Here is a 6,757-nt window from a genome sequence, read left to right as displayed (position 1 = left end):
AGCAAACATATTCAATATTTTCTCGAACAATATTTCTTCGCTAAACGTTTCTTTATCTGGATCAATTTCATCACGCAACAAACAAAGATTAGGATTAACAACCGGATACAACTGTTTTTTCACTAAGTCTTTTTGTGAAATTCTTGTAAAAACAACCCCATACCCGTAAGGAAACTTTAGCTGAAATTGATATTTTCCTTCTAAATGAACTAAATTTTTATCTTTTTTCAACACATCAACAATATGAAACGCGTTATCTCTCGCTTGCTTAAACGGACTTTTTACTGTCACCTGCTCACCAGCGCTATTTACAATCGTCCACTCATCATTATTCAATTGGAACAACGTCGACAACGTATAATCCTTCACTTCAAGCACAACAAGACCTAAATCAGGACCAATGATTACAAAATCCGGACGTCTTCCTCGAATCTCCGGCTCATAATAAACAATGTAGTCATCTGGTAAATATGTTTTCAGCGTTCGAAACAACAGTCGCTCACCTGCCGTCGCGCTCGAACGAATCGTTTCCGGAATCGTGTATGCCATCTAAACCAGCTCCATTAAAAAATAGGATTTTTATCCTATTATAATATGAGATTAAGAATATTGTAGATAAAAGAGTGAAAATTTCTTATATCTATCAATGAAAATTGCCCACTCAAAAGCAGAGTGGGCGTCCTAAGTAATACATGACTATTTGTTATTAAGGATAAACCAATCAACACAATGAATCAAAGTTCTTTCTATATGCCTCTTTCCTTCCATGCAAGTCCATTGTTGAGTGTACTATAATATGATCAACCTAAAAAACTATTCCCTCAATAAATTGAAAAAGGGGCGACCCATGGCAAAATTCTTCTTGTCTCTTCCTGAATGTGATCCCAGGCAACCCCCTCTACGTTTTTAGTGATTCACAAACGCACCTTGTTATCACCTAACTGATACCCAAAGTATTTCAACAAATACTTGCCCACCATCTCCTCTACTTCTTCCTCTGTGAGCATATCCAAAATCATCGCCCCACCAACGATATTTAAATATTTATTAGCCTGAACAAAATGGTCCCGCTTAATTTCAATGCCATTTTCCTCAAGTCCGAATAGGCATTTCAGGATTCCTTTCGTGATCGTACGATTGGAAGTGAAGTTGCTGGAAAAGAATATAACGCTTCTTGCTGAAAAATCTTTGCTGCAAAAGAAATTCGTTAACCAATAAGGATCTTGTTTGTTCGATTCATCATATGTCATATAGCCGACCCACCAAAGCCGGGCTAAAATGTGCACAAATAACGAACGCTTATTTCCGTTTTTGAAAAATAAAGCTGTATTTACACGTTTGTCGTTTTTGTTTTCCAGATCTTTCTTTAATCGATAAAAAGCAAATTCCCTCAGTTGCAAGTGTGCGAGCCCGGCCCAAAGCCTCTCTTGCGTCGCTTGATTCACCGTCAAGTGTTTTAACGCCTCATAGATCGCTTTGACGTTTTCTTTGTCGCTCGCGGCATAGTCCGCTTCCATATTCAACGCAGGCATTTCAAACGGGATGTTGGATTCGAGCACCTTCCCCTCTTCTTTCAAATAATTGTCAAACCATTCATGATCTTCATTGTAATAATGTTCCTTATAAGAATCGTAATTGCCCCTTAAATCCATTAATGTTTCATCCGAGATGAATTTTAACTTCAAGTTAATCCTCCGTTCTATGAAGCTTTTCGATTTCTTCAAAACTCGCTTTCAGAGGTTTTCTTAAAACGAGCTGTGCCGCTTTCAGCGGGGATAACACGTCCGTTCCCACGTCTTCTAATCGATAATTATTTTCTTGGAAAATTTTATCCAACACTTGATACCACGTATATTCCTCCAAATCCCCGTTCGCTTCGCTAATTTTAGAGAAAACATAGACTAAAGCCGGAACGATGACTGCCGCCAATATCGTATTTTTCAGTGGCGAATGGGCGCTCATGGCATATTGGTGATACTCGTACTCCGGTAAATAAATCGTAATATTATTCGAATGGATATCGACATCCATATAATCATTTTTAAGGGATTTTGTGACGGTCACAATAGAAGGCAAATTCAGAAACTCGGTATGATCATCAATGAGCGTTGTTTCGATCGCCTCTCCGATTGCGAGTATATTTCCTTTTTCAAACGCCAATGGAATGGCTTTATACCAGTCATTTAAATATTCATTCGTATAATTGTGAATCGCTTCTTTTGCGATGACAAACGAATGAAGCACAATCTTTCCTCTTAATTGGTGGGTCGGGATTGAAATTTCCAGACGTTCTTGATGCGTTTCGAACGCTTTCCGATAGCTCGTTTGCGAACATTCGACGTGAATTAAGTATACGCAGGAACGGTTCTCTATCAATCTTTTAATCCCTGAATTGTCCAAATAAAAGTGCGCCTCGATTTTTACTTCGCCGAATTCTTCTTTGACGTCCATTTTGGTGGAAAAACTCGTTTGTTTGTAATCATCGTTGTTCATATACAATACTGGGTATGGATATGAGACGTTAATTTTCATACAGTTCCACCTCCATGACGCAATAATTCGGATATGCGATTTCCACATTGATAATAAAAGGCTTTTTGGCCGGAATTGAGTGAAGATCGATTTTGTTGGCGCCGTATTTTTCCACTGTCACATTTGGATCGTCGGTTGTCGCGTTTTGAATCGGTAAATCAAAGTCGTTCTGTTCCCCGATCACTTTAAAGATGAGCCGACCCTTTTCAATCGCTTTTTTCGCCGTAATGACAAAACGGTACTTTCCTCGTTCTTTGTCAATACAAACATATCTTTGCGCAATTTGAATCGGTTCACTGCTTCGTTTCTGCTGCCTTTGTCGATCAAAGCCGCCAGTCATGCCTTTATCCAATTGATTTTGGCCGCCGGGATTTTGAACTCCGCCTCCGCTATCTCCCCCGCCACTATGTTTTCCCGATCCGTTTCCTCCTTCCTCTCCAGTCGGGGTAATCCCGTATTCTCCGGATAATTGGGTCTCAGCATCTTCAGTGGTGAGACCTCTTTGCCTTGTGGCTTTCCTACTCTCTTCCTTGATTTCTTTTTTCAAAATCTGTTTAATGCTTGAATGGAGAGATTCTGTTTTATTAACTCCCTGCATGTTGACCAGCTTTTTGTTAGGGAGAAAATCGCTTAAACCAATCGCATCCATGCTGTCTGTAATTTTTTCTTGAAAATGTTCTTTTACCGCGTTTCTAATAAAAGACCTTAAATCCGCATAAACTTTTTTCGCTAATTTAGGGTCTTTTTCATAGCGCTCAGGCGACCATTCATTATGAGCGGGATTTTCCATTTGCTTAAAAATCGTATTCATGTTTTTTCCTGTAATCATTAATATTCCAGTAAAAGAGATACTGCCGCTAATATTTTTTTGTTCAAAAAGACGCATACCAGTCGTTCGCGTCATCAGCACGCGTCTATTTAAATCTTCGCCGTTCATCAAATATAACGTGGCTTCCCCTTCGGCAAAAGAGATTCCTTGCTTATACCTTTGGGCTGGATAAGCGACTTTGATTGTTTGATCGGAAGTAAGTAGATGGAAGTAATGCTGCAAATGTCGATTTTCTTCCGTATCCTCTAAATCGCTAATTAATTGTGCAATATTCTTGTCACTAATTTCAAAATCATTGATTCGAACCACCAATTTTTTCTTATAAATCGTGATAAAGAAGTTATGCAACACCGATTTAATGATTTGTTGTTCCCAATCTTCGCCAGGCTCAAATGCCGTTACATATATATCCGTTCCGGTATCTTTTCTGACAAAACCGGGCTCTAAAAATAATTGCTGAGGAATTGCATTGGAATTTTCGTTATGCGTGTAATAACCATTCCCTAACGTGATCTCGTTTGGATTCTTTTTGAAAGACATGATATTGGCTACGCCGATAAATGATTCATAGCCCGTGATATCAAGAGAAGAATAAAATAACGTCCGCAATTTAGAGTTCAAGAAAGGAGCCGATTTCCCAATGCCAAAACTGCCACCGGAGCTTTCATGCTTATTCGATGACCCTGCTTCCTTTACTAATGAGCTCCATGGAGATCCTAGTTCCCCTTCTTTCGCTCCTTCAAGCCCCTTTGTATTAAAATCGCTGATTCTCAAAATTTGTATAGTAGGTTGTTGAACGATTTGTAAGGCGTTTTCTAAAAAATACTCACATTGTTGGTTTTTTTCTCTCCACGTTTCTTGGCATTTCAGAAACACATCTTTTAACTCGTTGATGCCAGGTACTTGATTCATATCCGTCGTAAAACTACTAAACTCTACAATCGCAGGATTGTTCTCATTTTTTACGGCATCTAAAGAATTTTGACAGATTTCTCTTGTTAATGACTCTAGAGCGTTCCCTCTAAAAGTTTCCAGTCCGGCATGATTGATAGAATTAATTAATCCACCAGTTGTGGCAGGAAAATGCCAAAATGTATTCATGATATATCCTCCAAATCTCCGAGCAGTATAGTATTATCAAAAAAATCTTAAATACGCACCATAATTTTATCCAATTCCATAACAAAAAACTTTCTGTATCTGATGTTTACAGTACAATTGAGGTAACCAAAACCATTAACCTAAAACAACAAATTTGTTACCTCGATTAAACAATCCCCAATATCAAACTATTATTTGATTCAATGGCCGAAGTCAGTTTACTAAGGGTTCCCCTCATCGGGATACGACCGATACGATTCTTGTCATTGATGATGTCCTTCAAAAATTCCTATTCATTCCGGAGAATCTTTCATTTATCGTCGATGAAAATCTCATTGATTTGTTGGCTCAGCACCTTTTCAACCAATCCGGCATTCGTTTCGATGTTTAGCAAGTCATCAAAATCCCCATATCGTAGGAGTTTTAACCACTCAAACAGACCGCCGAACAATTCAATCAAACGTTCAAAGGCAACTACCGATTAATCCTTATTTTTAGAGAAGAAGGAGGAGCCATTTTTGTTCTCACGTTCTTTGGAGCGTATTTTAACTTCTTGCACCTATCTAGCGCCCTCGAGAACCGAGTTACCGTCGCCATCTTGGAGTTAGACAACTCTCACAAATAACAACGTGATGAGGCAACCACAAAAAACTCATACACCTCATATGTTTTGTTCCTACATTACCTTTGCTTATTCCCCCCACCCCTTCTCTCAAAATACACATGCAACCGATATTCACAAATCTCTTGCGTCCATTGGTGCAAAATTTTCTCATCCTCTCGTGCGATGGAAAAGTTGAGCGTGAAGACGTTGTTATCGAACAAAATGAGTCCGTTTGAGCTGCCGCTCCATTTTGTCATCGGCATTTTGGCGATAAGCTTTGCCACTTTTTGCTCGTCGTATTGCCATAATCGCTTCGTTTCACCGTCGGAGAAATCGATGCGCTTTCGGTATTCTTTTTCTGTTAAATATTGATGGAAAAATGGTGCAACTTCATTTGGCATAATTGGCAAATGCCAGCGTGATGGTCCGCGGTTTAGCATCGCTTGCAAGACGACCATTTTATAGCTTTTCGTCATCGTTGTTCGCTCAACTTCTATAAGCCACGGTTCGTACCGTAAAAACACTTCTTTCTCCCGTTCCGATAATTCATTTGCCCAATAAAGAAACCCGACGTACGATTTAAACTCATCGCGATATTCTTTAGCGACGCTGCGGCCGTACAAGTGAAGTTCAAGATACGTCGGGTGGCGGCCGAGTTGTTGTTTTACATCATAGTAGTCGACTAACAATTTCTCTTTGCGCGGTTGACGTTTCCTACTCATCTCTTCTAATAAGTGGACGACACGAACATCAAAATCGAAGACACATCCGTCAGGAACAACAGGGATCACAGACTTTTGTTTTTTTCTTTCTTCTTTTTTCGTATCAAATAGGGCTAGTTTCACATCGGCATTACGGTAATTTCCGATTAAGTCAATAATGACGCAATATTGTTTTGTCGGATGAAGACGCAAACCGCGCCCGACTTGTTGGATGAAAACCGTTAGTGACTCTGTCGGACGAACAAATAAAAGTGTATCGACAGCTGGAATATCGACGCCTTCGTTAAACAAATCAACGGTAAAAATGGCATCTATTTCGCCTTTTTCGAGCAGGGCAATTGCTTCCGAACGTGTAATATGTATTTGTTTTGAGTGTAAGCTTACTGTACGATAGCCGTGTTCATTAAAATAATGAGATAAAAAATCTGCCTGACGAATCGATGAACAAAACACGAGCGTTTTCGTTTGCTTATGTTTCTCCCAAGCTCGCAAAATATTTTCCGCCACTTCTGTGCGCAGCTGCGCCTGCAATAATTCTACTTCATCATAACGGTTGCCGCGCCAAGAAATTTGTGTATAGTCCGTATCATCGTACACGCCATAATACCGAAACGGCGCAAGCCACCCGCGCTGCACTGCTTCGATAAAATCAATGCGGTATGCCACATTCCCATCGCAAAGCGCGTAAACATCTTTATAATCGTTACGATCAGGCGTTGCTGTAATGCCAAGTAAAAATTTCGGCCGAAAATAAGAAAGTACACGCTCGTATGACTTCGCAGCGGCATGGTGAAATTCGTCAACGATGATGAGATCGAATTCGTCTTGAGCGAACGCTTGCAGATGCTTTTTCATGCTTAATGTAAAAATAGACGCGAACACGACATCAGCTTTCCCTTCTTTCACTTTACCGTCCTGTAGATGAGCAAATTTACTAACATAAATTTACAACCAAACAAAAAAAGGAGA

The 6,757-nt window shown here is 39.7% G+C and carries 4 protein-coding genes and 1 pseudogene; all 5 read right to left on the bottom strand.

Annotated elements, in window-relative coordinates; all coding sequences use genetic code 11:
* A partial coding sequence (locus V7Z64_RS10830; protein WP_297989445.1) for a nuclease-related domain-containing protein occupies nt 1-549 on the bottom strand: 549 nt, incomplete at its 3' end.
* Nucleotides 550-914: 365 nt separating this feature from the next.
* Nucleotides 915-1,685 carry a DUF6339 family protein gene (locus V7Z64_RS10825; RefSeq protein WP_297989443.1) on the bottom strand — a complete coding sequence of 257 codons (771 nt, stop codon included), beginning with the start codon at nt 1,683-1,685 and terminating at the stop codon, nt 915-917.
* Nucleotide 1,686: 1 nt separating this feature from the next.
* Nucleotides 1,687-2,532, bottom strand: coding sequence for a hypothetical protein (locus V7Z64_RS10820; protein WP_297989441.1), 846 nt, complete (start codon nt 2,530-2,532; stop codon nt 1,687-1,689).
* Nucleotides 2,522-4,462: a hypothetical protein gene (locus V7Z64_RS10815; protein ID WP_297989439.1), complete on the bottom strand. Its 1,941-nt coding sequence runs from the start codon at nt 4,460-4,462 to the stop codon at nt 2,522-2,524. Before V7Z64_RS10815 ends, V7Z64_RS10820 begins: the two co-directional genes overlap by 11 nt.
* 681 nt (nt 4,463-5,143) lie before the next feature.
* Nucleotides 5,144-6,709 (bottom strand): annotated as a pseudogene (locus V7Z64_RS10810) (DEAD/DEAH box helicase); the annotation flags it as partial.
* Nucleotides 6,710-6,757: the final 48 nt, after the last annotated feature.

Source organism: Anoxybacillus sp., assembly GCF_036834105.1.
Classification (GTDB): domain Bacteria; phylum Bacillota; class Bacilli; order Bacillales; family Anoxybacillaceae; genus Anoxybacillus.
This window is presented reverse-complemented; position numbering and strand designations above follow the sequence as displayed.